General features: G+C 65.6%; 25 protein-coding genes. 12 read left to right on the top strand and 13 right to left on the bottom strand.

The features are described 5' to 3' along the window. Nucleotides 1-10 precede the first annotated feature (10 nt). Together groES and groL are read left to right on the top strand one after the other, a co-directional pair. A complete protein-coding gene (gene groES / locus KUV49_RS00475; RefSeq protein ID WP_103763300.1) occupies nt 11-322 on the top strand; it encodes a co-chaperone GroES in 312 nt (103 codons plus the stop codon). Between the two features lie 54 nt (nt 323-376). Further along, on the top strand, nt 377-2,023 hold the full coding sequence (groL, locus tag KUV49_RS00470) for a chaperonin GroEL (RefSeq protein ID WP_222451122.1): 1,647 nt from the start codon (nt 377-379) through the stop codon (nt 2,021-2,023). A 497-nt stretch (nt 2,024-2,520) separates the two neighbouring features. Here the strand turns inward: groL and KUV49_RS00465 are convergent, their stop codons facing one another. Both KUV49_RS00465 and KUV49_RS00460 read right to left on the bottom strand, forming a co-directional pair. Next, on the bottom strand, nt 2,521-4,596 hold the full coding sequence (locus KUV49_RS00465) for a bifunctional sulfate adenylyltransferase/adenylylsulfate kinase (RefSeq protein ID WP_222451121.1): 2,076 nt from the start codon (nt 4,594-4,596) through the stop codon (nt 2,521-2,523). Nucleotides 4,597-4,715: 119 nt separating this feature from the next. Beyond that, entirely contained in the window at nt 4,716-5,627 is a 912-nt protein-coding gene (locus KUV49_RS00460) for a LysR substrate-binding domain-containing protein (RefSeq protein ID WP_222451120.1), read from the bottom strand. Nucleotides 5,628-5,818: 191 nt separating this feature from the next. Here KUV49_RS00460 and KUV49_RS00455 point away from each other — a divergent pair, with 191 nt between their 5' ends. Further along, nucleotides 5,819-6,277, top strand: a complete 459-nt coding sequence (locus tag KUV49_RS00455) for a DUF6647 family protein (RefSeq protein ID WP_222483204.1) — start codon at nt 5,819-5,821, stop codon at nt 6,275-6,277. A gap of 245 nt (nt 6,278-6,522) precedes the next feature. On the opposite strand, the gene trxB is transcribed toward KUV49_RS00455, so the two are convergent. Then, a complete protein-coding gene (gene trxB, locus KUV49_RS00450; protein ID WP_222451118.1) occupies nt 6,523-7,503 on the bottom strand; it encodes a thioredoxin-disulfide reductase in 981 nt (326 codons plus the stop codon). Nucleotides 7,504-7,720: 217 nt separating this feature from the next. Between trxB and KUV49_RS00445 the strand changes: the two genes are divergently transcribed. Continuing rightward, the gene (locus tag KUV49_RS00445) at nt 7,721-8,221 is read left to right on the top strand and encodes an Lrp/AsnC family transcriptional regulator (protein ID WP_222451117.1); all 501 of its coding nucleotides are present in this window, start codon (nt 7,721-7,723) and stop codon (nt 8,219-8,221) included. 6 nt (nt 8,222-8,227) lie between these two features. On the opposite strand, the gene KUV49_RS00440 is transcribed toward KUV49_RS00445, so the two are convergent. The 3 genes from KUV49_RS00440 to KUV49_RS00430 all read right to left on the bottom strand — a co-directional run bounded on the left by KUV49_RS00440 (nt 8,228) and on the right by KUV49_RS00430 (nt 9,972). Next, on the bottom strand, nt 8,228-8,524 hold the full coding sequence (locus tag KUV49_RS00440; RefSeq protein WP_222451116.1) for a hypothetical protein: 297 nt from the start codon (nt 8,522-8,524) through the stop codon (nt 8,228-8,230). Between the two features lie 74 nt (nt 8,525-8,598). Then, nucleotides 8,599-9,024, bottom strand: a complete 426-nt coding sequence (locus KUV49_RS00435; RefSeq protein WP_222451115.1) for a YybH family protein — start codon at nt 9,022-9,024, stop codon at nt 8,599-8,601. A 102-nt stretch (nt 9,025-9,126) separates the two neighbouring features. Beyond that, nucleotides 9,127-9,972, bottom strand: coding sequence for a helix-turn-helix domain-containing protein (locus tag KUV49_RS00430; protein ID WP_222451114.1), 846 nt, complete (start codon nt 9,970-9,972; stop codon nt 9,127-9,129). A 130-nt stretch (nt 9,973-10,102) separates the two neighbouring features. On the opposite strand from KUV49_RS00430, the gene KUV49_RS00425 reads away from it, so the two are divergent. Beyond that, a complete protein-coding gene (locus KUV49_RS00425; RefSeq protein ID WP_222451113.1) occupies nt 10,103-10,306 on the top strand; it encodes a DUF2061 domain-containing protein in 204 nt (67 codons plus the stop codon). A gap of 24 nt (nt 10,307-10,330) precedes the next feature. Here KUV49_RS00425 and KUV49_RS00420 read toward each other — a convergent pair whose 3' ends face one another. The 5 genes from KUV49_RS00420 to lgt all read right to left on the bottom strand — a co-directional run bounded on the left by KUV49_RS00420 (nt 10,331) and on the right by lgt (nt 14,563). Continuing rightward, nucleotides 10,331-11,113: a Hint domain-containing protein gene (locus KUV49_RS00420; RefSeq protein WP_222451112.1), complete on the bottom strand. Its 783-nt coding sequence runs from the start codon at nt 11,111-11,113 to the stop codon at nt 10,331-10,333. Nucleotides 11,114-11,409: 296 nt separating this feature from the next. After that, complete coding sequence (locus KUV49_RS21355; protein WP_261391488.1) at nt 11,410-11,538, bottom strand: hypothetical protein; 129 nt, start codon at nt 11,536-11,538, stop codon at nt 11,410-11,412. Between the two features lie 300 nt (nt 11,539-11,838). Next, nucleotides 11,839-12,594 (bottom strand): peptidoglycan editing factor PgeF, encoded by a 756-nt coding sequence (gene pgeF, locus KUV49_RS00415; RefSeq protein WP_222451111.1) that lies wholly within the window; start codon nt 12,592-12,594, stop codon nt 11,839-11,841. Then, nucleotides 12,591-13,658 (bottom strand): class I SAM-dependent methyltransferase, encoded by a 1,068-nt coding sequence (locus KUV49_RS00410; RefSeq protein WP_222451110.1) that lies wholly within the window; start codon nt 13,656-13,658, stop codon nt 12,591-12,593. The genes pgeF and KUV49_RS00410 overlap by 4 nt, the downstream gene beginning before the upstream one ends. After that, a complete protein-coding gene (lgt, locus tag KUV49_RS00405) occupies nt 13,655-14,563 on the bottom strand; it encodes a prolipoprotein diacylglyceryl transferase (RefSeq protein WP_222451109.1) in 909 nt (302 codons plus the stop codon). Before lgt ends, KUV49_RS00410 begins: the two co-directional genes overlap by 4 nt. A 97-nt stretch (nt 14,564-14,660) precedes the next feature. Between lgt and KUV49_RS00400 the strand changes: the two genes are divergently transcribed. The 6 genes from KUV49_RS00400 (at nt 14,661) to KUV49_RS00375 (ending at nt 18,918) form a co-directional block, all read left to right on the top strand. Beyond that, a complete protein-coding gene (locus tag KUV49_RS00400; protein WP_222451108.1) occupies nt 14,661-14,906 on the top strand; it encodes an accessory factor UbiK family protein in 246 nt (81 codons plus the stop codon). Nucleotides 14,907-15,286: 380 nt separating this feature from the next. Next, nucleotides 15,287-15,814: a hypothetical protein gene (locus KUV49_RS00395; protein WP_222451107.1), complete on the top strand. Its 528-nt coding sequence runs from the start codon at nt 15,287-15,289 to the stop codon at nt 15,812-15,814. A 351-nt stretch (nt 15,815-16,165) separates the two neighbouring features. Continuing rightward, nucleotides 16,166-16,666 carry a YbjN domain-containing protein gene (locus tag KUV49_RS00390; protein ID WP_152491277.1) on the top strand — a complete coding sequence of 167 codons (501 nt, stop codon included), beginning with the start codon at nt 16,166-16,168 and terminating at the stop codon, nt 16,664-16,666. Between the two features lie 152 nt (nt 16,667-16,818). Then, complete coding sequence (gene proC, locus KUV49_RS00385) at nt 16,819-17,634, top strand: pyrroline-5-carboxylate reductase (protein WP_222451106.1); 816 nt, start codon at nt 16,819-16,821, stop codon at nt 17,632-17,634. Continuing rightward, on the top strand, nt 17,627-17,968 hold the full coding sequence (locus tag KUV49_RS00380) for a tRNA-binding protein (protein WP_222451105.1): 342 nt from the start codon (nt 17,627-17,629) through the stop codon (nt 17,966-17,968). The genes proC and KUV49_RS00380 overlap by 8 nt, the downstream gene beginning before the upstream one ends. Then, a complete protein-coding gene (locus KUV49_RS00375; protein ID WP_222451104.1) occupies nt 17,965-18,918 on the top strand; it encodes a 2-hydroxyacid dehydrogenase in 954 nt (317 codons plus the stop codon). The genes KUV49_RS00380 and KUV49_RS00375 overlap by 4 nt, the downstream gene beginning before the upstream one ends. 117 nt (nt 18,919-19,035) lie before the next feature. On the opposite strand, the gene KUV49_RS00370 is transcribed toward KUV49_RS00375, so the two are convergent. After that, nucleotides 19,036-19,803: an exopolysaccharide biosynthesis protein gene (locus tag KUV49_RS00370; RefSeq protein ID WP_261391489.1), complete on the bottom strand. Its 768-nt coding sequence runs from the start codon at nt 19,801-19,803 to the stop codon at nt 19,036-19,038. On the opposite strand from KUV49_RS00370, the gene KUV49_RS00365 reads away from it, so the two are divergent. Then, the gene (locus KUV49_RS00365) at nt 19,802-20,923 is read left to right on the top strand and encodes a beta-ketoacyl-ACP synthase III (RefSeq protein ID WP_222451103.1); all 1,122 of its coding nucleotides are present in this window, start codon (nt 19,802-19,804) and stop codon (nt 20,921-20,923) included. The genes KUV49_RS00370 and KUV49_RS00365 overlap by 2 nt on opposite strands. Here the strand turns inward: KUV49_RS00365 and KUV49_RS00360 are convergent. Further along, nucleotides 20,920-21,174 carry a hypothetical protein gene (locus tag KUV49_RS00360; RefSeq protein WP_222451102.1) on the bottom strand — a complete coding sequence of 85 codons (255 nt, stop codon included), beginning with the start codon at nt 21,172-21,174 and terminating at the stop codon, nt 20,920-20,922. The genes KUV49_RS00365 and KUV49_RS00360 overlap by 4 nt on opposite strands. Nucleotides 21,175-21,226 lie beyond the last annotated feature (52 nt).

Below are 21,226 nucleotides of genomic sequence, written 5' to 3'. Positions count from 1 at the left end.
AGCAAAAGCTATGGCATTCAAACCGCTGCATGACCGCGTGCTTGTACGCCGCGTTGAGAGCGAAGAAAAAACCGCTGGTGGGCTGATTATCCCCGACAGTGCCAAGGAAAAACCCAGCGAAGGTGAAGTCGTTGCTGTTGGCGATGGCGCCCGCAAGGATAACGGCGAACTGATCGAGATGGCCGTTTCGGTCGGGGACCGCATCCTGTTCGGCAAATGGTCGGGCACGGAAATCACGATCGACGGCGAAGAGCTGCTGATCATGAAGGAAAGCGATATCCTGGGTGTGACGACCGACGCGAAGGCCGCGCAAGCCGCCTGAACGCCACGGATCGTATCCAACGCTGAAATCTAATATACATCAGGAGCGACTTAAATGTCTGCAAAAGACGTGAAATTCGATACCGATGCCCGCAACAAGATGCTGCGCGGCGTCAACATCCTGGCCGATGCGGTCAAGGTGACCCTTGGCCCCAAAGGCCGTAACGTGGTTCTGGACAAGTCCTTTGGCGCGCCGCGCATCACCAAGGACGGTGTGTCGGTTGCCAAGGAAATCGAGCTGGAAGACAAGTTCGAGAACATGGGCGCGCAAATGGTGAAAGAAGTCGCCAGCCGCACCAATGACGAAGCCGGCGACGGCACCACCACCGCGACCGTCCTGGCGCAAGCCATCGTGAAAGAAGGCATGAAGGCCGTGGCCGCGGGCATGAACCCGATGGACCTCAAGCGCGGCATCGACCTGGCGACCACCAAGGTCGTGGAAGCCATCAAGAACGCGGCACGCGAAGTCAACGACTCGGCTGAAGTGGCGCAGGTCGGCACCGTGTCGGCCAACGGCGAATCCGAGATCGGCCAGATGATCGCGGACGCGATGCAGAAGGTCGGCAACGAGGGCGTCATCACCGTCGAGGAGAACAAGGGCCTCGTCACCGAGACCGACGTCGTCGAGGGCATGCAGTTCGACCGTGGCTACCTGAGCCCCTACTTCGTGACCAACGCCGACAAGATGACCACCGAGCTGGAAGACTGCATGATCCTGCTGCACGAGAAGAAACTCTCGTCGCTGCAGCCGATGGTGCCGCTGCTCGAGTCGGTGATCCAGTCGCAGAAACCCCTGCTGATCATCGCCGAAGACGTCGAAGGCGAAGCGCTGGCGACCCTCGTGGTCAACAAGCTGCGCGGTGGCCTGAAGATCGCCGCCGTCAAGGCGCCGGGCTTTGGTGACCGTCGCAAGGCCATGCTGCAGGACATCGCGATCCTGACCGGCGGCCAGGTGATTTCCGAAGACCTGGGCATGAAGCTGGAAAGCGTCACGATGGACATGCTTGGCCAGGCCAAGAAGGTTCAGATCACCAAGGACGAGACCACCATCGTCGACGGTGCCGGCGAGAAGGCCGAGATCGAGGCACGCGTCAGCCAGATCCGTCAGCAGATCGAGGACACCACCAGCGACTATGACCGCGAGAAGCTGCAAGAGCGTGTTGCCAAGCTGGCCGGCGGCGTTGCCGTCATCCGCGTGGGCGGCATGACCGAGGTCGAAGTGAAAGAGCGCAAGGACCGTGTCGATGACGCGCTGAACGCGACCCGCGCGGCCGTTCAGGAAGGTATCGTCGTGGGCGGCGGTGTTGCGCTTGTCCAGGGTGCGAAGGCGCTGGACGGCGTCGAGGGCGCCAACAGCGACCAGAACAACGGTATCGCGATCGTCCGCAAGGCGCTGGAAGCTCCGCTGCGCCAGATCGCGGAGAACGCAGGCGTCGACGGCTCCGTCGTGGCCGGCAAGATCCGTGAATCGGACGACCTGAAGTTCGGCTTCAACGCGCAGACCGAAGAATATGGCGACATGTTCAAGTTCGGTGTGATCGACCCCGCGAAGGTCGTGCGTACCGCGCTGGAAGACGCCTCCTCGATCGCCGGTCTGTTGATCACGACCGAGGCCATGGTTGCCGACAAGCCGCAGAAAGAAGGCGCTGGCGCCGGCGGCGGCGGCATGCCCGACATGGGCGGCATGGGCGGCATGATGTAAGCAAGGTTTTCGCCTCGGCGAAAACCGTCGCCCGGTTGGCGTCCGACACGATCGGATGCCGACAGGGTGCCGCGAAAAACGAGGGCCGTCCCATCGGGGCGGCCCTTTTCGTTTGATGGGGAGGCGAGTGCTCAAGGGCACGGAGTGCTTCGGCTGCTTCGGGCCCTTGTGAGCCATTGGTGTCGAGCCCCCGGCCGGTTAACAGCCGCGCAGTGGCCCGGCCATCGGCAGCCCCTGCCTTGGGCTGGCGATTTGGCTGAGGCTGGGCGCAACGATCCTTCCGAGGATGTGTTTGGCAGGCATAAAGTGCTTCATAGTTGGTGTCGGATCACCACCCCAGGGGCTGACGCTCACCTCCGTCGTCAACGACACCAAGGTCCCGCATTGCAGACCTCCGGCACGGAAAATTTTTCAGGATTTCGGCCGCGAGTTGCCCCGTGACATGAAAAAGGCCGCCCCCGGGCGGGAGCGGCCCACAGTGTTGGAGCGCCGCCGGATCAGCCGGCGATCAGGCCCATCTGTTCGAGTTTCAGCACGACCTGGTGGGCGCAGTTGTCGACATCGACATTCTCGGTCTCGACGCGCAGTTCGGGGTTTTCCGGCACGTCGTAGGGGTCGGAGATGCCCGTGAACTCCTTGATCTTGCCTTCGCGCGCGAGCTTGTAGAGGCCCTTGCGGTCGCGGCGTTCGCATTCCTCGATCGAGGTGGCGACGTGGATCTCGACGAAGGCGCCGAAGCTTTCGACATCCTCGCGCACGGCGCGGCGGGTCGTGGCGTAGGGCGCGATGGGCGCGCAGATCGCGATGCCGCCGTTCTTGGTGATCTCGCTGGCCACGTAACCGATGCGGCGGATGTTGAGGTCACGGTGCTCTTTCGAGAAGCCGAGTTCCGAGCTGAGGTTCTTGCGGACGATATCGCCGTCGAGCAGCGTCACCGGGCGGCCGCCCATTTCCATCAGCTTGACCATCAGGGCGTTGGCGATGGTGGACTTGCCCGAGCCGGAGAAGCCGGTGAAGAACACGGTGAAGCCCTGCTTGGCCCGCGGCGGACGGGTGCGGCGCAGTTCCTTGACCACTTCGGGGAAGGAGAACCATTCGGGGATTTCAAGCCCTTCCTGAAGGCGGCGGCGCAGCTCGGTGCCCGAGATGTTGAGGATGGTGACGTTGTCCTTGTCCTCGATCTCGTCCATCGGCTCGTACTGGGCGCGTTCCTGCACGTAGACCATGTGCTTGAAGTCGACCATCTCGATGCCGATCTCGTCCTGGTGCTCGCGGAACAGGTCCTGGGCATCGTAGGGGCCGTAGAAATCCTCGCCCGCCGAGTTCTTGCCGGGGCCGGCGTGGTCGCGGCCGACGATGAAGTGGGTGCAGCCGTGGTTCTTGCGGATGAGGCCGTGCCACACGGCCTCGCGCGGGCCGGCCATGCGCATGGCGAGGTTCAGGAGCGACATGTTCGTGGTCGAGGCCGGGTACTTGTCGAGCACCGCCTCGTAGCAGCGGACGCGGGTGAAGTGATCGACGTCGCCCGGCTTGGTCATGCCGACGATGGGGTGGATCAGCAGGTTGGCCTGCGCCTCTTTCGCGGCGCGGAAGGTCAGTTCCTGGTGCGCGCGGTGCAGGGGGTTGCGGGTCTGGAAGGCCACCACCTTGCGCCAGCCCATCTTGCGGAAGAAGGCGCGCAGCTCGTTGGGCGTGTCGCGGCGGGCACGGAAATCGTAATGCACGGGCTGCTGGATGCCGGTGACCGGGCCGCCGAGATAGACGGGGCCGGCGGTGTTGTGCAGGTAGTTGACGGCCGGGTGCGCGGAATCGTCGGCGCCGAAGACCTTTTCGGCCTCGTGCGCCTTGTTCGGGGTCCAGCGGTCGGTGATCGTCATGGTGGCCAGGATCACGCCTTCCTGGTCGCGAAGGGCGATGTCCTGGCCAGGCTCGATGCTGTCGGCGAAGTCCTGCGAGACGTCGAGCGTGATCGGCATCGGCCAGAGCGTGCCGTCGGCCAGGCGCATGGTGTCGACCACGGAAGTGTAGTCTTCCTCGCCGAGGAAGCCCTTGAGCGGATTGAAGCCGCCGTTCATCAGCAGTTCCAGGTCGCAGATCTGGCGCGGGGTGAGATCCCAGCTGACGAGATCGGCCGCTTCGACCTTCAGTTTCTGGGCGCTTTCGTACGAGACGTAAAGCTCGGGGATGGGGGCGAGGTTGTTCTGCACTAGTCTGGTCCTTTGGTTGAGGGGGGCGAGCCCGCTTCGCGTGCCGGTCAGTTCGGCATGAAGCGCGTCGTATTCGGCGAATTTCCGGGCGAGGAAATCATCGGTGAGGCGCAGCATTTCCGCTGCGCCGCGGGTGGTGAGCGCGTAGGCGAAACGCTGGCGCTTGTCGGGGCCGGAGCGGTCGCCGACCTTGACTAAGCCGGCCTCGGTCGCCTGCCGGAGCAGGGTGTTGAGGCGGCCGAGGGACACGTCGAGCGCCGCCGCGAGCGTGCGCTGGGAGGCCTCGGACGACCGATCCAGCTGCCGCAGGAGGCGGAAGAGGAGGTCCCGGTCGGGGAGGCTGGATTTGGCGTCAGGGGCGGACATGCGGCGACTCAAAGTGCGTTCACGCGTGAACACATATGGGAGGCGGCTTGCCTTGTGAACCCCCTTTCGGGCCGGTACGGGGATTGTTGCCGATATGCCGTGAGCGAGGCGCGCCGACGCTATTGCGCGGCGGACATGGGCGCGGTGGCGGCCTGGGCCAGCCGAACCTCTTCATGCAGCCAGTCGCGGAAGGATCGGATCATCGGGTCGTCGGCGCGTGTCTCGGCGCAGGCGACGGAATAGATCACGCTGGAAATGGTGTTGGTGTCGAAAAGCCGCACGAGGCGCCCGGAGGCCAGCGTGCCTTGCACCATCGCGTCGAAGGCCATGGCCACGCCGTGCCCCTGTTCGGCGGCGGTGGTGGCCAGTTCGCAATTGGGAAAGGTCGGGCCGGGCGGCAGGTCGGGTGCGCCGAGGCCGGCGGCGGCAAACCATTCCTGCCAAGAGTCGTCGGTTTCGTCATACATCAGGCGCATCCGCAAAAGGTCGCGCGGGCTGCGGATATTCTCGCGCTCCATCAGGTCAGGGCGAATCACCGGGTAGCGGCTGGAGGTCATCAGCGGCTCGGTGTGGACGCCGGGGTGGTGCGTGTCGCGCCACTGGATCACCACGTCGCTGTCATTAGACGAGAAATCGATATCGGGCGCGCCGGTCGAGACCCGCAGGCGGATCCGGTCGCCGAAATCCAGCCGGTGCAGGCGTGGCACCAGCCAGCGGGCGGCAAAGCCAGGAGTGCAGAGCACGCGCAGGTTTCTTTCGCCCGCGTCACGCACCGAGCGGGTGCTGTCGTCGAGCAGGTCCAAGAGGCCGGTCAGCTTGCCGGCATAGGCGCGGCCGGTCAGCGTCAGGGCCATCTGGTTGCCGCTGCGTTCGAACAGCGCGGTGTCGAGATACTCTTCCAGTGCGCGGATCTGGTGGCTGATGGCAGACGGCGAGAGGCACAGCTCTTCGGCTGCGTGCTTGAAGCTCTTGTGGCGCGCGGCGGCCTCGAACGCCTTGACCGCGGCGAATGGGGGCAGGTGCCGTCCCATGGCAGATGAATTTCCTTCATTGGCACATGAAAAATGGCCTTTTGCGCCGGGGCGCGGTCGAAGCTTAGCATTTTCGGGACATCAATCAAATTGCTCAGGAGGTTGCCATGTGCATCCTGTCCCGAGCCGGCCTGTGGTCGGCGCGTAATGGTCTTTTCTGCCTTGTTCTCATGTTGTTTGGCGGCGGCGCTTTGGCATCCGATCTTCTGGCCTGGCGCGAGGCAAGGGCGCTGCCTGAGCTGGTGGCGCACATGGAGGTCTGGCTTGACGAGCACACCGATCTGCCGCGTCGCTCGGACGCGCCGGAAATTCGGCTGACGTCCGAGGCGACGGTGGCGCGGCTGGCGCCGATGCGGGCGGCGTCGGAGTCTTCGCACACGCGGGGGCTTTATGATCCTGACAGCGAGACAATCTGGCTGGTGCGGCCGTGGAACGCGAAGGACCCCTATGACGTGAGTGTTCTGTTGCACGAACTGGTGCATCACCGGCAGGCGCCGCATGGGCATTGGTATTGCCCGGGCGCGCAGGAATTGCCGGCCTACCGGGTGCAAGAGTCGTGGCTGAACGCGCTGGGGCTGGAGCCGGACGTGAACTGGGTGGCGGTGGTGTTGGAGTCGGGATGCACGCCGCGGGACATTCATCCGGAGTGAGGGGCGCGCGTGGGTTTTCACCCACCCTACGAGGTCCCGGATCAGGTCCGGGACGGCTGGAGTGGGATCGCGCCTGTGGCGCATTGGTGTGGGGTGGGGGCCAGCCTTCCTAACATTGGTTAGACTGGGGGTCAGCCGCCAAACGCAGGCTGAATTGGGGGCCAGCCCCCAAACGCAGAGTTAGTTGGGGGCCAGCCCCCAAGCCCCCGGGATATTTTCGGCCAGAGGAAGGCGGGGTGTGCGGCTCAGGCTTGCGGGACGTAGGCCTCGGGGGCGGGAGCGTCCTCGGGCAGCTCGGCGATGAACTTTTCCGCGTCGAGGGCGGCCATGCAGCCCATGCCGGCGGAGGTTACCGCCTGGCGGTAGATATGGTCGGTGAGGTCGCCCGCCGCAAAGAGGCCGGGGATCGAGGTGCGGGTGGAGCCGGCCTCGACCTTGACGTAATCGCCGTGATGCATCTCGACCTTGCCCTTGACCAGTTCGCTGGCCGGCGCGTGGCCGATGGCGATGAAGACGCCCTTGCAGGGGATTTCCTGCGTCTCGCCGGTCTTGGTGTGTTTGACGCGGACGCCGGTGACGCCCTTGGGATTGTCGTCGCCCAGCACCTCGTCAAGCTCGTGGAACCACAGGGGCTCGATCTTGGGGTGTTTCAGCAGGCGGTCCTGCAGGATCTTCTCGGCGCGCAGCTCGTCGCGGCGGTGGATAAGAGTGACCTTGGAGGCGAAGTTGGTGAGAAAGAGCGCCTCTTCGACGGCGGTGTTGCCGCCGCCCACCACGACGATCTCGTCGCCGCGGTAGAAAAAGCCGTCGCAGGTGGCGCAGGCGGAGACGCCGAAGCCCTTGAACGCGTCCTCGGAGGGCAGGCCGAGCCACTTGGCGCGGGCGCCGGTGGCGAGGATGACGGCGTCGGCGGTGTAGGTGGTGCCCGAGTCGCCCTTGGCGGTGAAGGGGCGTGTATCGACGTCGAGCGAGGAGATGATGTCGCCCACGATCTCGCAGCCCATGGCCTTGGCGTGGGCCTCCATGCGGACCATCAGGTCGGGGCCCTGTACCTCGGTGTCGCCGGGCCAGTTCTCGACCTCGGTGGTGGTGGTCAGCTGGCCGCCGGGCTCGATGCCCTGCACCAGGATGGGTTCCAGCATGGCGCGGCTGGCATAGACCCCGGCGGTATAGCCCGCGGGCCCCGAGCCGATGATCAAAACCTTGGTGTGACGTGTCTCGGCCATGTCCGATCCCCTTGATCCGTGTCGCGGGGCATGACAGGCCCCGTTTGAGTCCGGACAGATATAACGGGGCCGGCCCGGGGTGTGTAGCCCCGCAAGCCCGGTATGCGGGGGGCGGGACGACATTTTCTGCGCCGAAAGGATATTGCGCCGGGGTGAAACATTATTGCGCGTGGCGCCGGTCGTGATATAACAATCGCGAAATCAACCGGAGAAACCGATGCCTGCGATGCGCCTTGACGACATTGACCGCATGATCCTGGCCGAATTGCAGGCGGACGGGCGGATGACCAACGTCGAACTGGCCCGGCGGGTGGGCATTTCAGCGCCGCCCTGCCTGCGCCGGGTGCGCACGCTGGAAGAGCAGGGCTACATCAAGGGCTATCACGCCGACGTGGACGCGCGCGAGCTGGGATTCGAGGTGCAGGTCTTTGCCAGTGTCGGGCTGGTGAGCCAGGCCGAGGCGGACCTGAGCGCGTTCGAGGCGCGCTGCCGGGCGTGGCCGCTGGTGCGGGAGTGCCACATGCTGAACGGCGAGGTGGATTTCATCCTGAAATGCGTGGCACCGGACCTGAGCACCTTCCAGAGCTTCCTGACCGGCGAGTTGACGGCGGCGGAGAACGTGGCGTCGGTGAAGACCTCGCTGGTCATCCGCTGTGCCAAGGACGAGCCGGGCGTGCCCTTCGAAATCCTGGAGGAGCGGCTGAGCCGGTCGGCCTGAGCCCGCTCAGAAGCTGCAATAGTCGGAGCCGTAATAGCGGTACCGGAACGGGTTGCGGTCGAGCACCTCGATATCCTCGCGGTTCGACACGGCGATGACGGCGTTGTTGGCACCCATAAGGCCGTGGCCGGCATCCTGATAGATTTGCAGAAGCTGTGCTTCGGTCAGGACGCAGGCGTTGATCTCGAAAATGTAGCGGACGAAATCGTCGGGATCGTTTTCGCGGGGTGGCGGGCGGTCATTGGCCAGTGCCATGGGGGCAAGGGACAGGACCGCGAGGCAGGTCAGGCTTAGAGGACGCATGGGAAAATCCGTTTTGGTTCAATGCGCGGAGTTTGCGCCGTATGCCGGGGCGCTGCAAGCGGGCAGGGCGGCGTCTAGTCGACCTTGAGGACGTGGTACATGTCGCGGGTCAGCAGGAGCTGACCGTCGATCACCTCCCACAGGTGCATGTAGCGGCCGACGATGCGCTGCTCGCCCATCATGACGACGGTTTCGCCGATCTCGACCGCGCTGGTGTCGAAGCCACGGATGTCGAAGGTCTTGAACTGCAACTCGCGGGCACCGGCGGCGAAGGCCCGGGCGTAGTGCTGAGCGATGGCCTCGCGCCCGAGGATCGAGGCCTGGCCGGGCGGCAGAAGGGCGGCGTCGGGGGCGTAGAACCCGGCGAGGCTTTCGGCGTCCTGCGCGTTGTATGTCGCGACGAAGGCGGTCATGCGGGCGATGACGGGGTTGTCCTGAGCACGGGCGGCGGTGCCGAAGGCAAGCAGAAGCCCGAGGGCGAGGAGAGGCAGGCGAAGCATGGCGGCGGCTTTCCGTGGGGCTTGGGGGTTCAGATGTCTTGCCTGAAAGCGTAGCCGCGACGCGACCGGCGATGCAACGTCGATGGCGGGCCAAGGGCCGTCTCAGATGTGTTTCGCCAATCCCGCGATCCAGGTCGGGGCGTCGCGGGCGTCGACCACGGCCTCGCGGATGAGCCAGTCCATGTGGCCCGACAGCAGCTTCAATCGCGAGGGTTCGCGGAAGGCGAGGTAGAAGCGGCCCACGTAGAGCACCCCCATGAGCGGGCCGAAGAGGGTGACGGGCGCGGAAAAGAGATTGTGCGCGTCAAAGAGGTTGAGGCGCAGGGAGGGAAAGAAGGTCTCGGCCTGTTCGGCGAGGTGCAGGATCTGCTCGCGCCGCGCGTCGCGGTCGAGCCCCTGCCAGTAGCCGGTGCCCTGGGCGAAGGCCTCGAGCTCGTGCCGGGGCATGGCGATCTCGTACTCGGTCGCCTCGCGCCGGAGCCAGTCGAGATTGTCCTGCATGGCGCGCACGGCCTGGCCCGGTGTCTTGCCGAGGAAGGCGGCGTATTCCCAGCGCATCACCGCCTCGGTCTTGAGCATGTCGGGCAGGGTGGCGGGGACGTGGCGGACCTTGTAGCCGCTGGCCTCGCGGTGCCAGTCGAGCAGCTGGGCGTCGGCGGAGGTGCGGTCGGCTTGCGTCATGCTGAGCGCGGCCTCGATCACGTCGCCGGGGCGTTCGGGGCGGTCGGCCAGCCCCAGGAGCCAGTCGGAACTGACCTCGAGCGCCTCGGCGCAGCCGGCGGCGAGGTGGGCGTTGGGCATGCGGGCGGTCTCGGCGTCGAGCAGTTGCGACACGGTGGAGCGGCTGACGCCGGTCTGGCGCGCGAGCGCGCTGAAATTGGTGCCGGTCATCGTCATGGCGCCGGTGAGCCGGTCGCGGAAGATCGTGGCGCGGGCCTGTTTGTTCATATTGGTGCCGCTTGTCTAGTTTAATGGACATCCGTCAGTTTTGTTAAGCAAAGACAGAATACACGACAGGGTGCCGGGATGCTAGCTGATCGACAGAGGCATAACACGACGCGGCAGAGGAGCATTCGACATGGAGACGAACAAACGCACGCTGGCGAAGGCGGCAACCTGGCAGGTGCTGGGCCTGATGGTGATGACGTTGATCGGGTTCATCATGACCGGATCGGTGGCGCAGGGCGGCACCTATGCGGTGATCACGGCGGCGATCGGCTTCGTCACGTTCTTCCTGCACGAGCGGATCTGGGCCGGGATCGGCTGGGGTCGCCGCGGCTGACCGGGCCGGCGGCGACGCCCGGCGTCAGGCGGTCAGGCCCTGCAGGGGCAGGCGGGGATGGCAGATGCTGCCGAAATCGGCGGGCTTCTTCACATGCGGAAAGAGCGACAGGAAGAGGGCCAGCATGTTGGGGCCCATCGCGCGCTCAAAGCCGGGGCCGGGGTGGAAGCTTTCGACCTCGATGCCCGAGGCGCGCAGGATGGCATGGCGGCGCAGGCAAACATGATAGACCGTCACGGGCCGGGGCGGCACCAGTTCGATCACGTTCATGCCGTCGACAAGATCGCTGACCGGGGTCAGTACGCGTTCGCGCCCGAAGCTGTCGCGCAGGCCGGGTGGCCGGCCGAGGATGCGCGCGCCGGGGCCGGCGGTGAGGTTCGATTCGGGGCGGCCCAGTCCGAAGCTGTCCGGCATGATCCGGGTCAGGCGGCAGGCGGACTGGTCGAGGCCGGCGGCGGACGGAACCAGCGTCATGGCACCGATCCAGAGCACACGGGAGGGACCGTGATCGGCGGTGGAAACGCTCATGCCCGGTTCGAGATCCTGCACGGCGACCTGACCGGAGGGTGTGTGCAGGAGCGTGCCGTGGGAAAAGGCGGAAAACGCGCTTTCGAAGATCGGGGTGGCCGGGGCGATCTGGTCGGCCCAGCCGGCCGTTCCGTCCGGGCGCAGATACGTGACCCGGAACTTGCGCATCGGGCGCGGCGACCGGGCGGCGGGAGGGACCTGCGCCGTGCCGGTCCGCGCGTGTGTTGCATTCGTCTTGTGCGCCACCGAGAGAGAGGTGGCGATGGTAGGGGTGCCCATCGTGCGATCCTTTTCAGGGTCATCACAACCGCGTCGGCCCCCACCGACAACGACAGAGGGATGGTCCGTCATGTACGTTACAGGGCCAATAAAGGCAGAAACGGCGAATTGTAGTCAAATTTTGCGGGGAATTGTCCGAAGGGGTCGGACAGTGCGCGGGAATGCCGGGCTATTGTCCGTGCGGGTGGGACGAAGCTGCCACAATTCACGGTCGGGGGCATTCGAATCAACGATGGCCGCTCTCTTCAGCGAGGCGGCCATTGCCGGTGTCGGAGATCGGGGGGGGGGGGACCGGATCAGGCGATCCGAAGCGTGGACGTCTTGGGCGTCATGCGGTTCGCATGGCGCACGCGGCGCGAGAACGGCATGTCCGGGGTGGCCTGCTGGCTGGTTTCGATCAGGGATTTCATCCAACGCTTCTTCATGGTCTTTCCTCTTGGTTTTTTCTGCCTCGCCGCCGTTCTTGGGGCGTGTTGTTCTGATGGGTTCATATTTGCCCGGGTTTGGGGCCATGGTTTGGCGCGGCGAAGAAAATCCGAAAAATTTTTCGGGTCGCGCCGCCCGGATTGTGGTCGCGCCGTCGCAATTGGAAACCGCCAGTGAAACAAGGTTGATCGCGGAGCTGGCGGAACCAATCCGGGGAAGAAATCGGTGATTGTTTCTTGGATTGAGGCAATCTCGTGGACGGTTTCGCCCAGATCGCGACAGAATTGCGGTGCGCCGGTCTAGAGACGGATGGCCGAGATCAGGCGGCCGTAATCGGCCTCGCCGTTATGGGTGGCGCGGCGGTAGGAGAAGAACCGCTCGGCATCGCTGTAGGTGCAATGGCGGGTCCAGGTGGCGTCGCCGACGCCCGCGCGGCGCAGGCGGTCAAGGCCGAAGCCGGGCAGGTCGAACTGGTACTTGCCCGGTTTGCCATTGGTGAAAAAGCGGGTGTTGCCGGGATCGTCGTCGGCGAAACGCTCGAAAAACTCCTCGCCCACCTCGTAGGCGGGCTGGCTGATCGAGGGGCCGATGACGGCGGTGGTGTCGGCGCGGCGGGCGCCGAGCGCCTCCATCGCGTCGAGGGTGGATTCCAGGATGCCGTCGACCGCCCCGCGCCAGCCGGCATGGGCGGCGCCGATGACCCCCGCCTTGCGGTCGGCAAAGAGCACGGGCTGGCAGTCGGCGGTCAGGATCGCCAGCGCGAGGCCCGGCGTGGCGGTGACGATGGCGTCGGCCCTGGGCCGGGTCTCGGACGGGCCGGTGGCCACGTGCACGTCTGTGGAATGGGTCTGTTTGACGGTGATCAGGTGATCCTCGGCCACGTCCATGGCGCGGGCGACGCGGGCGCGGTTGATGCTGACGACCTCGGACTGATCCGAAGAGCCGCGGCCGCAGTTCAGCCCGTGGAACACGCCCGACGATGCGCCGCCCTTGCGGGTGAAGAAGCCGTGCGTGACAGGCGCGAGACTGTCGTCGGTGAGGATTTCCAGCGTCATGGTTCCAGTCCGGGTGGCGGTGCGGCACCCTCGGGATAGAGCGCCATCGCTTTGAAGAGCGTCCCCATTTCCTCTCGTCCGGTCAAGCGATGAAATGCGGCGTGATGCGCGTCTAGCGTGTGCCCGCTCATGTTCGCGGCAAGGGCCTCGGCCCGCCGGGTGATGCCGAGGCGGGAAAGAAAGAGCGCCTGTGGGGCGAGGCGGGTGGTCTTGCAGGTGCCGCGGGCGGCGTCGGTCAGCGCCTCGAAATCGACATGGGCGGAGAGGTCGGCCAGGCCCGGTGCGGCAAGGATGTCGGCGCGGTCGTGGCCCTGGACCGCCTGCAGCGTGTCGCCGAGCGAGCGCCAGTCGCCGTAGTCGATGATGAGCGCCGCGCCGCCATGCGCCGCGATGCGGCGGGCCAGCGCGTCGATGACGGGGGCGGCGGCGGGGCAGGTCTCGACGATGTCGCCGTCGGTCGTGTCGTCGAGCCGGTGGGCGAGGGTCGGTTCGATCCGCTTGGCGTTGAGGCCGAGGGCGAGCGTGTCGTCCGAAAGGCCGACGACGCGTTCGCACCAGCCGTCGCCCTGGTGCTGGAACTGGCGGATGGGCAGCGCGTCGAAGAACTCGTTGGCGATCGAGAGCGTGGGCAGGTCGGGCAGGGTGTCGGCGCTGTCGTGCCAGGCGGGGGCATGAGCGGACAGGGTTTCGGCTTGGCGGGCGCGCAGGGCGGGGGAGGTCTCAACGAGGTGGACTTGCAGGGCGTCGTGAAAGCCGGGGACGCCGCGCGTGGCGCGCAAGGCATCGGCCATCAGGGTGCCGCGGCCGGGGCCGAGCTCGACAAGGGCGACGGGGTTGGGCGCGCCCTGGTCGAGCCAGGTTTGCGCGAGGCAGAGGCCGATGAGTTCGCCGAACATCTGGCTGATCTCGGGGGCGGTGATGAAATCGCCCTGTTCACCGAACGGGTCGCGGGTGGAATAATAGCCGTGCCGGGGATGCATCAGGCAGGCGGCCATGTAGGCGTCGAGGCGCATGGGGCCGGTCGTGGCGATCTCGGCCCGCAGGATCTGGGCCAGGGGGGTCATCCGGGGGCGGAGGCGCGGGCGTGTCTGCGGTAGGCCAGGACCAGCGTGATCAGCCCCATGGCGACCATCGGGATGCAGAGGATCTGGCCCATGGTAAGGCCGTAGCCGTTCACGTGCCACGCCAGGCCCAGCGGGTTGCCGGGGCTGACGAACTGCGCGTCGGGCTGGCGGACGAATTCGACGATGAACCGCCCGATGCCGTAGCCGGCGAAGAAGATGCCGGTGGCCGCACCGACGCGCTTCAGCAGGCCGCGGCGAAAGACGAGGTAGAGCAGGATCGCGCCGAGGATCAGGCCTTCGAGCGCGGCCTCGTAGAGTTGCGAGGGGTGGCGGGCGCAGATGCCCACGGCGATGCCGGCGCAGTCCTGCGCAGCCGCACCGGGAAAGATCACGCCCCAGGGCAGGTCGGTGGGACGGCCCCAGAGCTCGGCGTTGATGAAGTTGGCGATGCGGCCCAGCAGCAGGCCGACGGGGGTGACCGCGCAGAGGATGTCGGCGACGGTCAGCCAGCGGATGCCCTGGATCTTCGAATAGGTGATGCAGGCGACGATGACGCCCAGCAGGCCGCCGTGAAACGACATGCCGCCCTGCCATATGAGCAGGATTTCGGCCGGGTTCTGCAGGTAGTAGGTCGGCTGGTAAAAGAGCACGAAGCCCAGCCGCCCGCCCAGGATGACGCCCAGGATGACCCATGTCGCCAGATCCTCGACCTGCTTGGCGGTCATGGGGGCCACGTTGTCCTTCCACAGGTGCGGACGGTTGATCGCCATCACCACGAGACGCCAGCCGATCAGGATGCCCGCGATGTAGGACAGGGCGTACCAGCGCAGGGCAATGTCGAACCCGAAGACGGTGAACGAGAACACCTCGGACGAGATATCGGGGAAGGGGATCGCTGCTTTCATGGGCGCCTGTCTGCTGTTGGTGCGGGGCGAAGTCAACCTTGCCCCGACGCGGTTTGGTGCCCATATAGAGATCAAGTGTAACGGAAGGTAGAGCGATATGCAGACGCGCAACAAGGTTCTGGACGATATCAGCCAGCTGATGACGAACGCCATGGGCGTGGCGCAGGGCGCCAAGCAGGAGGCCGAGACGGCGATGTCGTCGATGGTGGACCGCTGGCTGGCCGACCGCGATTTCGTCACCCGCGAGGAGTTCGACGCGGTGCGCGCCATGGCGCAGAAGGCCCGCGAGGAAAACGAGGCGCTGAAGGCGCGGCTGGACGCGCTGGAGAAAGGCGCGATGTAAGGTCCTTTCGAGGGGCTGGAAGATGTGGCGCGGTTCGGCAACGAGCCGCGCTTTTTCGTGCGGATGGCGATACCTGACCGCCCGGGCCGGAAACCGGGTGCAGGACATTGGAGCGGCGGGGCGCAAAGGTGGGTTTTCACCCACCCTACGGGCGAACGCGGCGCAATGGTGGGTTTTACCCACCCTACGGGATGTCCGGGCTGCGGATCATGGGAAAAACCTTGCGCATATCGGGGCGCGATGTCGGCACGATGCTGCTGACGGCCGGGGCGGGATCCATTCAGTCGAAATCGGTATGGAACGCGTGCCGTGGGGTTTGCATTGTCCAACTACATTCACGCGGGCCGATTGCCCGCAAGATGGAAAAAGGAGAAGTCCTGATGAAGACGACATTCACATCCGCACTGGCCATTGCCGCCCTCGTGTCCGCCCCCGTGGCGACCTTCGCCGCGAATGACGAGGCGACCAATGCCGAGGCCGAGGCGAGCGTTTCTGCACAGGCAGGCGATGTCGCGCAGGAAGTCGGCGACACGATCTATGCCATCGGCGAAAGCACGACCGACACGGCGCAGGCCGGGGTCGATGCCGTGGGTGGCGTGGCGGAAGACGCCTATGACGCGGCCAGCGACATTTCCACCGAGCTGGATGCCGCCCTGACCGGCGATGCGAAAGTCTATACCAGCGATGGTGAACTGGTCGGCACGTATAACGACGCGGATTCCCAAGGCAACATCGCGATCGTCGACCTGGACGGCGAGATGGAAGGTGCCGATGACCGCGCAATCGAACGTGCGGGCATTCCGCTGAACGCGCTGATGGTCGGCGACGACGGTGTGACCGTCAACATGACCAAGGCCGAGTTCGAGACGGCGCTGAAAGCGAATGCACGGACGAGCTCGGGCGGTTAAGTCGCCTGATAGAGGTTGAAACCCAAGTCAATGGCTGCCTTCGGGCAGCCATTGTCATTTTGACGAACCCGCTTTTGATCGCGGGCGCAAGCGGGAGGGCCGCCGGCGCAGGAGGTCCCGGATCGGGTCCGGGACGGCGCAGGATGACGCGGGTTCACCCGTACCCAAGACTTGATGAAATTTTCATGTCATCCACAACTTATTGTAGTTATCCCCAAGAAATAGCTTTACAGGTCGCAAATCCCCCCTCACCATATCTTGTAGGAAAAGCGGGAATGAACCCCTTTCCTAGAGCAGGCACCTAGCGTATGGGCGCTGCCAGCCCTTCGCTACAACACATGAGGTGGCGCCATGGCACTTTCCGAGCAGTACTTTTCAGAAGACCTTCATCCCATCGACATCGTCGAGCACCTGGCCGAGCATCACGACTGGGATTTCGACCGGATCGGCGACGACCAGATCGCGATGGCCGTCGAAGGGCAGTGGCGGACCTATTCGATCACGCTGGCCTGGTCGGCCTATGACGAGACGCTGCGCCTGGTCTGCACCTTCGAGATGGAGCCGCCCGAGGAGAAGCTGCCGGCGCTGTACCACGTGCTGAACGACGTGAACGACCAGTGCTGGGCCGGTGCATTCACCTTCTGGGCCGAACAGCAGCTGATGGTCTATCGCTACGGGTTGGTGATGACCGGCGCGCAGGCGATCAGCCCGGAGCAGATCGACACGCTGATCACTGCGGCGGTGATGAGCGCGGAACGGTTCTATCCGGCGCTGCAACTGGTGGTCTGGGGCGACCGCGCGCCGAAGGAGGCGATGCAGATCGCCATCGGTGAGGCCTATGGCAGGGCCTGACAGCGCACAATTTTAAGGCGAACGGGGCGTGCCGGGCGGCGCGCCCTTTTTCTTTTGCGCGAGGTGTGGCCGAAGGGGCGCTGGCGTATTGCAGGGACGCAATGTGCGGACTATCAACCCGGGAAAGACAGGGAATGAAGGGACGCACCGGAATGGATATGCAGCATTTGGCCGACAGGGGCCTGGTCCTGCTGGGCTGTGGCAAGATGGGATCGGCGATGCTGGCCGGATGGCTGGAACGCGATTTGCCGCCCGGCTCGGTCTGGGTGATCGACCCCAAGCCGTCGGACTGGCTGCAAGGGACGGGCGTGCATCTGAACGCGGAGCTGCCTGAGCATCCGGCCATCGTGCTGATCGCGGTGAAGCCGCAGATGATGGGCGAGGCGCTGCCCACGATTGCGGCGATGGGCGGCGGCGGGACGCTGTTCGTCTCGGTCGCCGCGGGCACGCCGATCGAGGCGTTCGAGGCGGCGTTCGGCAGTGACAGCCCGATCATCCGCGCCATGCCCAACACGCCTGCCGCCATCGGCCGGGGGATCACGGCGATCGTCGGCAATGGTGCGGTGAACGGCGAGCAGATGGACCTGGCCGAGGCGTTGCTGAAAGCAGTGGGACAGGTGGTGCGGCTGGAGGGCGAGCACCAGATGGATGCGGTCACGGGCGTGTCGGGGTCAGGCCCCGCGTACGTGTTTCACATGATCGAATGCATGGCCAGGGCGGGCGAGGCCGAGGGGTTGTCGCCGGAGCTGGCGATGCAGCTGGCTCAGGCCACGGTCGCGGGCGCCGGCGCGCTGGCCGAGGCCGCGGACGAGGCACCGGCGCAGCTGCGCGAGAACGTCACCAGCCCGAACGGCACGACACAGGCGGGGCTGGAGGTGCTGATGGACGAGGACACGGGCCTGCCGCCGCTGATGAAGGCGACGGTGAAGGCCGCCGCCGACCGCTCGAAGGAGCTGCGCCGTGGCTGACGAGATCACGTTCGACGATTTCCTGAAGGTGGATATCCGGGTGGGCAGGATCACCCGGGCCGAACCGTTTCCCGAGGCCCGCAAGCCCGCGATCAAGCTGTGGGTCGATTTCGGAGAAGAGTTGGGGGAGAAGAAGAGCTCGGCGCAGATTACCAAGCACTACGACCCCGAGGGTTTGGTGGGCAAGCAGGTGATGGCGGTGGTGAACTTTCCGCCGCGCCAGATCGGGCCGGTGATGTCCGAGGTGCTGGTGCTGGGCGTGAGCGACGAAGAGGGCGGGATCGTCCTGTTGTCGCCGGACCTCGAAGTGCCCGTCGGAGGGCGGATGCATTGAAGCGGGTCTATTTCACCCGGCCCCTGCCCGAAAGCGTGGCGGACATGGCGCGCGCGCATTTCGAGGTCGAGATGCGCGAGGAGAACACGCCGCTGAAGATCGGGCAGATGCGCGCGGCGCTGAACCTCTATGACGGTGTGCTGATGATGTTCGGCGACACGTTCTCCTCCGAAGTGTTCCGCGAGGCGCAGAACCCGCGCTGCAAGGTGCTGGCGAATTACGGCGTGGGGATCAACCATATCGACCTGGCCGCGGCGCGGTCGGCGGGGGTGCTGGTGACGAACGTGCCGGGGGCCGTCACCGAGGCCACGGCGGATATCGGCATGACGCTGATCATGATGAGCGCGCGGCGCGCGGGCGAGGGCGAGCGCATGGTGCGGGCGGGCAAGTGGCCCGGCTGGAACCCGACGCAACTGTTGGGCACGCATGTGACGGGCAAGACCGTGGGGATCATCGGCATGGGCCGGATCGGGTCGGCGATTGCGAAGCGGTGTCATTACGGGTTCGAGATGGACGTGATCTATACCGCGCGGAGCGACAAGGATCCGGGATTTCCCTGCGAGCGTGTGGAACTGAAAGACCTGCTGGCCCGCGCGGATTTCGCGGTGGTGGCGGTGCCGGTCAGCCCGAAGACGCGTCACTTGATCGATGCGGAGGCGCTTGCGCTGATGCCGAGGCACGCGCATCTGATCAACATCGCGCGGGGCGATATCGTGGACGAGGCGGCGCTGATCGCCGCCTTGCAGGAGCGGCGTATCGCGGGGGCGGGTCTCGATGTCTACGAGAACGAACCGGAGGTGCCCGAGGCGCTGAAGGCGCTGGAGAACGCGGTGTTGCTGCCGCATATGGGCACGTCGACATTGGAAGTGCGCGAGATGATGGGGCGCGTCGCGGTGGAGAACCTGCGCGCGGCGCTGGCCGGGGAGACGCCGCCGAACCTGGTGAATTGAGGTTGGGGAAAGGTGGGGTGAAACCCCACCCCACGGGGCGGAAAGAGGTCCCGGATCGGGTCCGGGACGGTCAGGGTCTGCGGGCCGGGCGGCATGGTGGTGGGGTGGAACCCCACCCTACATCGCCTGGAGCGCGAACACCGGCAAGCTGGCGCCGAGGCACATGAGGGCCAGCCCGAGGCAGGCCAGCACCCCGTCGCGCACGATGATCGCCGTGGCGAAGAAGATCGTCGCCATTCCGAGGACCGAGGACGAGAACGGGACGATCTCGAGAAAGATCATCAGGACGCCGCACAGCACGCAGAGCGCCTGGTAGAGCTTGCGGAAAGGCCGGGTCATCAGCGGTCCGAGGCGGGGGCGGGTGAGCGCGTCGATCCTTTCGCCGATCCGGTGCAGGCGGCGGAGCGCGGCCTGCATCTTGTCGTTGCCGATGCTTCGGTTCATCACGAAGGCGGGCAGCCAGAGGTAGTGCCGGCCCACCAGCATCTGTGCGGCGATGGAGGCGATCAGGATGCCGCAGGCGCTGGAAAACAGGGGGATGCCGCTGAGCGGCGAGATGACCAGCAGGGCGGGCACGCACATCGCCGTGGTGAAGGAGCTCTTGCCGAACGCCTCGATCATTGAGCGCAGGGTCACCTGGTCCCGGTGGGTGGTGTCTTCGAGCCGGTCGATGATGCCGGTGATGGGCCTTGATGATCGTTCGGGATGCGCCATGTCGTCTTTCTCGGATTGAACCAGTGGACTTGATGACGCGCCGCGCGTCACGTCGTGAAACGCCACCGCACGGCCGGCAGTTCCCCGCGCCGCCGGGTTTGCCGCCGCGTTTCGCTTGACCTCGGGGCAGGGTTCTGGCGTGGTGGCCGCCACGTCGAGGGAGAGAGACATGTTCAAGCCTGCGATCACCGGCTCGGGGGTTTTCACGCCGGAAGAGACCATCACCAACGACGAGCTCGTGGTGGCGTTCAACGCCTATGCCGAGCGGTTCAACGCAGAGAACGCCGACGCGATCGCGGCGGGCGAGGTGGAGGCCAAGGCGCCGTCCTCGTCAGAGTTCATCGTCAACGCGTCGGGGATCGAGCAGCGCTACGTGATGGACAAGTCGGGCGTGCTGGACCCGGGCCTGATGCATCCCAGGCTGCGCGAGCGGTCGAATGACGAGCCGGGGATCATGGCGGAGATGGCGCTGGACGCCTGCGGCAAGGCGCTGGCCCAGGCGGGGCGGGATGCGGGCGAGGTCGACCTGATCATCTGCGCGGCCAGCAACCACGAGCGGCCCTATCCGGCGGTGGCCATCGAGATCCAGCAGTTGCTGGGGGCCAAGGGGTTCGCATTCGACATGAACGTGGCGTGCTCCTCGGCCACGTTCGGGATCCAGGCGGCGGCCGACATGGTGCGGTCGGGCAGCGTGCGCTGCGCCATCGTGGTCAGCCCCGAGATCTGTTCAGGGCACCTGGAGTGGCGTGACCGGGATTGTCATTTCATCTTCGGGGACGTGTGCACCGCGCTGGTGATCGAGCGGGCGGAGGACGCCAAAGGCGCGCATTTCATCGTGCATTCGACCCGTTGCGCCACGCAGTTTTCCAACAATATCCGCAACAACAACGGGTTCCTGCGGCGCACCCGCGACCCGGAATTGCACGACCGGCGCGACATGCAGTTCGTGCAGGAGGGGCGCAAGGTGTTCAAGGAAGTGCTGCCGCTGGTCAGCGCGCATATCGCGGAGCACATGGAAGACGCCGGGGTCGCGGCGGCGGGTCTCAAGCGGCTGTGGCTGCACCAGGCCAACAAGACGATGAACGATTTCATCGGGCGCAAGGTAATGGGGCGGGTCCCCGAGGCCGACGAGCAGCCGAATATCCTGCAGGACTATGCCAACACGTCCTCGGCGGGGTCGATCATCGCGTTCTCGAAATACTCCGACGACCTGCAGCCCGGTGATACCGGGCTGATCTGTTCGTTCGGGGCGGGCTACTCGGTGGGCTCGGTCCTGGTGGAGCGGGCCTAGATTTCGGGCGCGCCTGGGCGCGGGATGACGGGCTGGTCGCCGGGGTCGGCCTCGGGCGTCCAGTCCGGATCGTCGCGTTTGATGCGCTGGGAGATCATGTAGCCGGTTGGCCAGGCGAGCAGGAGGCCGGCGACGGCGCTGATCGCGATGGTCCAGACGGAATAGTAGCCCAATGCAAACCCGGCGATCACGATGGCGCCGGTGATGAAGCTGCCGGTGAAAAACGTGATGTAGAAGGACAGGCGGTCCATGTCGGTTTCCTTTCCATTACGTGGGGGAAACGCGGGGGCTGCGGGCCGGGTT

Source organism: Roseovarius atlanticus, from assembly GCF_019802205.1.
Classification (GTDB): Bacteria; Pseudomonadota; Alphaproteobacteria; order Rhodobacterales; family Rhodobacteraceae; genus Roseovarius; species Roseovarius atlanticus_A.
The sequence above is the reverse complement of the archived record's forward strand: the minus strand, read 5'-3'. Positions and strand labels throughout refer to the sequence as shown.

Excerpts from the sequence above, each read along its gene's own strand:
- proC (WP_222451106.1), top strand. The coding sequence starts at position 16,819 with ATGGATATGCAGCATTTGGCCGACAGGGGCCTGGTCCTGCTGGGCTGT.
- KUV49_RS00395 (WP_222451107.1), top strand. The coding sequence starts at position 15,287 with ATGAAGACGACATTCACATCCGCACTGGCCATTGCCGCCCTCGTGTCC.
- KUV49_RS00465 (WP_222451121.1), bottom strand. The coding sequence starts at position 4,596 with ATGTCCGCCCCTGACGCCAAATCCAGCCTCCCCGACCGGGACCTCCTC.
- KUV49_RS00390 (WP_152491277.1), top strand. The coding sequence starts at position 16,166 with ATGGCACTTTCCGAGCAGTACTTTTCAGAAGACCTTCATCCCATCGAC.
- pgeF (WP_222451111.1), bottom strand. The coding sequence starts at position 12,594 with ATGACGCTGGAAATCCTCACCGACGACAGTCTCGCGCCTGTCACGCAC.
- KUV49_RS00430 (WP_222451114.1), bottom strand. The coding sequence starts at position 9,972 with ATGAACAAACAGGCCCGCGCCACGATCTTCCGCGACCGGCTCACCGGC.
- KUV49_RS00420 (WP_222451112.1), bottom strand. The coding sequence starts at position 11,113 with ATGGGCACCCCTACCATCGCCACCTCTCTCTCGGTGGCGCACAAGACG.
- lgt (WP_222451109.1), bottom strand. The coding sequence starts at position 14,563 with ATGAAAGCAGCGATCCCCTTCCCCGATATCTCGTCCGAGGTGTTCTCG.
- KUV49_RS00410 (WP_222451110.1), bottom strand. The coding sequence starts at position 13,658 with ATGACCCCCCTGGCCCAGATCCTGCGGGCCGAGATCGCCACGACCGGC.
- trxB (WP_222451118.1), bottom strand. The coding sequence starts at position 7,503 with ATGGCCGAGACACGTCACACCAAGGTTTTGATCATCGGCTCGGGGCCC.
- KUV49_RS00440 (WP_222451116.1), bottom strand. The coding sequence starts at position 8,524 with ATGCGTCCTCTAAGCCTGACCTGCCTCGCGGTCCTGTCCCTTGCCCCC.
- KUV49_RS00425 (WP_222451113.1), top strand. The coding sequence starts at position 10,103 with ATGGAGACGAACAAACGCACGCTGGCGAAGGCGGCAACCTGGCAGGTG.
- groES (WP_103763300.1), top strand. The coding sequence starts at position 11 with ATGGCATTCAAACCGCTGCATGACCGCGTGCTTGTACGCCGCGTTGAG.
- KUV49_RS00445 (WP_222451117.1), top strand. The coding sequence starts at position 7,721 with ATGCCTGCGATGCGCCTTGACGACATTGACCGCATGATCCTGGCCGAA.
- KUV49_RS00460 (WP_222451120.1), bottom strand. The coding sequence starts at position 5,627 with ATGGGACGGCACCTGCCCCCATTCGCCGCGGTCAAGGCGTTCGAGGCC.
- KUV49_RS21355 (WP_261391488.1), bottom strand. The coding sequence starts at position 11,538 with ATGAAGAAGCGTTGGATGAAATCCCTGATCGAAACCAGCCAGCAGGCC.
- KUV49_RS00360 (WP_222451102.1), bottom strand. The coding sequence starts at position 21,174 with ATGGACCGCCTGTCCTTCTACATCACGTTTTTCACCGGCAGCTTCATC.
- KUV49_RS00435 (WP_222451115.1), bottom strand. The coding sequence starts at position 9,024 with ATGCTTCGCCTGCCTCTCCTCGCCCTCGGGCTTCTGCTTGCCTTCGGC.
- KUV49_RS00365 (WP_222451103.1), top strand. The coding sequence starts at position 19,802 with ATGTTCAAGCCTGCGATCACCGGCTCGGGGGTTTTCACGCCGGAAGAG.
- groL (WP_222451122.1), top strand. The coding sequence starts at position 377 with ATGTCTGCAAAAGACGTGAAATTCGATACCGATGCCCGCAACAAGATG.
- KUV49_RS00370 (WP_261391489.1), bottom strand. The coding sequence starts at position 19,803 with ATGTCTCTCTCCCTCGACGTGGCGGCCACCACGCCAGAACCCTGCCCC.
- KUV49_RS00400 (WP_222451108.1), top strand. The coding sequence starts at position 14,661 with ATGCAGACGCGCAACAAGGTTCTGGACGATATCAGCCAGCTGATGACG.